This window comes from Thermoanaerobaculia bacterium (genome assembly GCA_035717485.1).
Classification (GTDB): Bacteria; Acidobacteriota; Thermoanaerobaculia; order UBA5066; family DATFVB01; genus DATFVB01.
In genome coordinates this window covers 1-3017 of the sequence record DASTIQ010000147.1, presented here as the reverse complement: position 1 = coordinate 3017, position 3017 = coordinate 1, and the positions used below count along the sequence as shown (strand labels likewise).

At 72.2% G+C, this 3017-nt stretch carries 3 protein-coding genes; 1 reads left to right on the top strand and 2 read right to left on the bottom strand.

Features of this window, described 5'->3' with window-relative positions; all coding sequences use genetic code 11:
* Nucleotides 1–1731, bottom strand: a 1731-nt coding sequence (locus VFS34_07710) for a radical SAM protein (protein ID HET9794333.1), incomplete at its 3' end; no start/stop codon positions are given.
* A 38-nt stretch (nt 1732–1769) separates the two neighbouring features.
* The gene (locus VFS34_07705) at nt 1770–2504 is read right to left on the bottom strand and encodes a DUF2064 domain-containing protein (protein HET9794332.1); all 735 of its coding nucleotides are present in this window, start codon (nt 2502–2504) and stop codon (nt 1770–1772) included.
* Between the two features lie 122 nt (nt 2505–2626).
* On the opposite strand from VFS34_07705, the gene VFS34_07700 reads away from it, so the two are divergent.
* Nucleotides 2627–3017 (top strand): MFS transporter (locus VFS34_07700; protein HET9794331.1); only part of this gene is annotated, 391 nt, incomplete at its 3' end.

Here is a 3017-nt window from a genome sequence, read left to right as displayed (position 1 = left end):
CGAACCGAGGTCGAGCACCGTCTCCCCTTTCCGGATCGCCGCGGCGCCGATCGGCGATCCGCACCCGTAGAACCGGTCGAGCACGTCCTTCGGGATGTGCGAGACCAGCGAGTCGTCGTATTTCGCGGGGCAACAGAGCTCCGGCCGGGGCTTCTCGGCGGCGGCGCCGTAGAAGGCGCGCACCTTCGCCCGGGGGCGATCCACGTCGAAGGAGAGGACGCAGTTCGAGTGGAGCGTGAGCACGGGGCGGTCCGCGAGCGCCCCGTCGGCGGTTCCACAGGCGACCGCGCCTTCCCCCATCGCGTGGAGAACGAGGGGCGCCGGATATCCCGACCGTTCGTTGCGCCGCGCGCTCTTTTCCCGGCCGAGATCCTCCATCACGGACCGCGCGAGCGCCACCGTGATCGGGTAATACGGATCGTCGCCGAGGAAGTCTCCCGTGAAGCACCAGGCATGCTCGACGTCCCCTCCCCCGGTGAGGAACCGGAACGGATCGGCCGCGAGCGAGGGCTTCCGGGCGATCGTCGCGGCGCGCAGCGCGCGCACGACGGGCGAGCCCTCGAGGATGTCGGCCAGGTCTTCGCGGAGCGCGTCGCCGCAGCGGAGAGCGGGCTCTCCCGCGAGGGCCGCGGAGGGGTACACCGCTCCGTCGGCGTACACGCACACCGAATCCCATCCCGCGTTTCCGAGGTCGTACTTCACTCCGGGAACGCCGTTGACGCGCCGGCGGACGCTCTCGAGATTGTCGAAGGCGATTCCTTCCGCGCCGGAGGCTTCGGCCACGCGCGCCACCGCGTCGATCAGGGCCTCCCTCCCGGGGAAAAAACCGTTTCCCGAAACGGACGCCCGGCCGCGGCGGTGACTCCACATCAGGTGCTGGCTGCGGGCGCCCGCGGCCCGCGCGATCGCGGGGAGCCGCTCGAGCTCGCCGACGTTGTCTTCCGTCGCGACCGTCGTGAGCGCGACGTCGAAACCGAGATCGGCCAGGATCCTGGCTCCCTCGACGGCGCGCCGGAACGTGCCGGCGCCCCTCACGGGATCGTTCGTCTCCGGCCGGGCTCCGTCGACCGAGACCTGGAACTTCACGAACCGGCGGTCGAGCCCGGCGAGCCCTTCGCGAACCGCGCCGGCGAACACCGTCGCGTTGGTCAGGACGATCGCCTCGACCCCGAGGTCCTCCGTCGCCCGGCGGAGGAGAGCGAAGAGGTCGCGCCGCAGGAACGGCTCCCCTCCCGTGACGTAGAGCCTCTCCAGACCCATCGCCGAGGCGCGGTCGACGAGGCGCCGGAGCGCTTCCGGCTCGATCCCCGGATCGCCGCCCGGCCCGGAGGAGACGAGGCAGTGCGCACACGAGAGGTTGCAGGCGTTGTTGACCTGGATCCAGAGCTCGCGGAGACCCTCGGGCGAGGCGAGCGCGGCACGGCCCGGGTATTCCGGCCGGCGGAACGGCTCCGGCGCCAGAAAGCCGGCGCGGTCGAGCGCGCGAACGAAATCGTGTATTTCGAGCCACGCCCGGCCGGCTTCCCGCTCGCGTTCCCGCGCATGGCGCGCGACGAGCGTCCCGAAAGCGATCCCGGGCTCGGCCGCGATGGCGTCGAGCACGGCGGCTCCCGGCTCGTCGACGGCGATCCAGTTCGGAGCGGCCGCGTCGATCGCATAGGTCCGCCCGCCGGTCTCGAATCGATCGAGCGGCGGAACGAACAGCGGAGTTCTCTCGGCGAGAACGGTCATGGGACCTCCTGCAGAAAAAAAGGTGAGGGCGCGACGCGTCAGGCGGCGGGTGGTCCGCGCGGCGCGCGGCCGAGCGAGAAGGGCGCCGGCGCCGCCGGCCGATGGAGGCGCCGAGCGGGGCATGCCGGCCGAAGCGCCAGCTCGAGGAGAAGCCGATAGTCCGACCAGTCGGGGTCGACGCCCGCGAGACCGCGAACGCGGACCGCGTCCAGAGTCGAATCGATCTCCCGGCGCGGCGCGAAGAGGACGACGCCGCGGCGGCGGTCCGCCGCCGCCGAAAGGAGGGAAACGAGCGCCCGCGGGTCCCGGAGCCGGAGACACCGGGCGAGATCCGCGTCCCGTCCATCCATCCCGATCAGATAGACCCCCCCGTCGTTCGCGGGCCCGAGCGCGACCTCGCCCGCCTCGGCCGCCGCGAACGCGCGGCGGAGGTCGCGCGGTTCGATCGCCGGCCCGTCCGCGCCGACGAGCACGACCGACTCGAATCCGAGGGCGAAGGTCTCGCGGAAAATCGCCGCGACCCGTTCGCCGAACGCGGCCCGGCGCTGCGTGAGGAAGCGAGCCTCCGGAGCGATGCCGGAGCCTTCCAGCCGGCGGCGGCACGCCGCGGGAGACGCGAGGACCAGGTCCGTGCCGGTCTCGCGGGCGAGACGGACCCAGGAGTCGAGAAGGGCGCGGAAGAGGGGTGCCGCCGAAGCAGACGAGAATCCCTTCGCGCGCGCCTCGGCCTCCGGGCTCCGGGTGAAGACGACGAGGGCGCGGCGGCGGCTCATCGGCCCGATAGTAACTCCGCGCGGGAGCGCCGGGAGCCTTCTTCACGATCCCTTATCCCCGGGGAGATCCGTTTCGCGGTGTCGCTATTTCGCGCCGGGAACACTAGCATCGCGGGACCCTCATGGCCTCCCGATCGAGCCTCCTTCGCTCCGCCCGCGGCGCTCTCGCGATCCTGACGCTCATCAACCTGTTCAACTATCTCGATCGGTACGTCGTGGCGGCGCTCGTCGAGAGCCTCCGCCATTCCGAGCTCCATCCATCCGACCTCCAGCTGGGGTCCCTCGTCACGGCGTTCGTGGTCGTGTACATGGCCGCCTCGCCCGTCTTCGGCGTGCTCGGCGACCGCCGGTCCCGGCCGCCGCTCCTGGGAGTCGGAATCGCGGTCTGGAGCGTCGCGACGGCGGCGGGCGGCCTCGCGCGCAGCTTCTTCGCCCTCTTCTCGGCGCGCGCGGCCGTCGGCGTCGGCGAGGCGTCCTACGGCGCGATCGCGCCCGCCCTGCTCGCGGACGCTT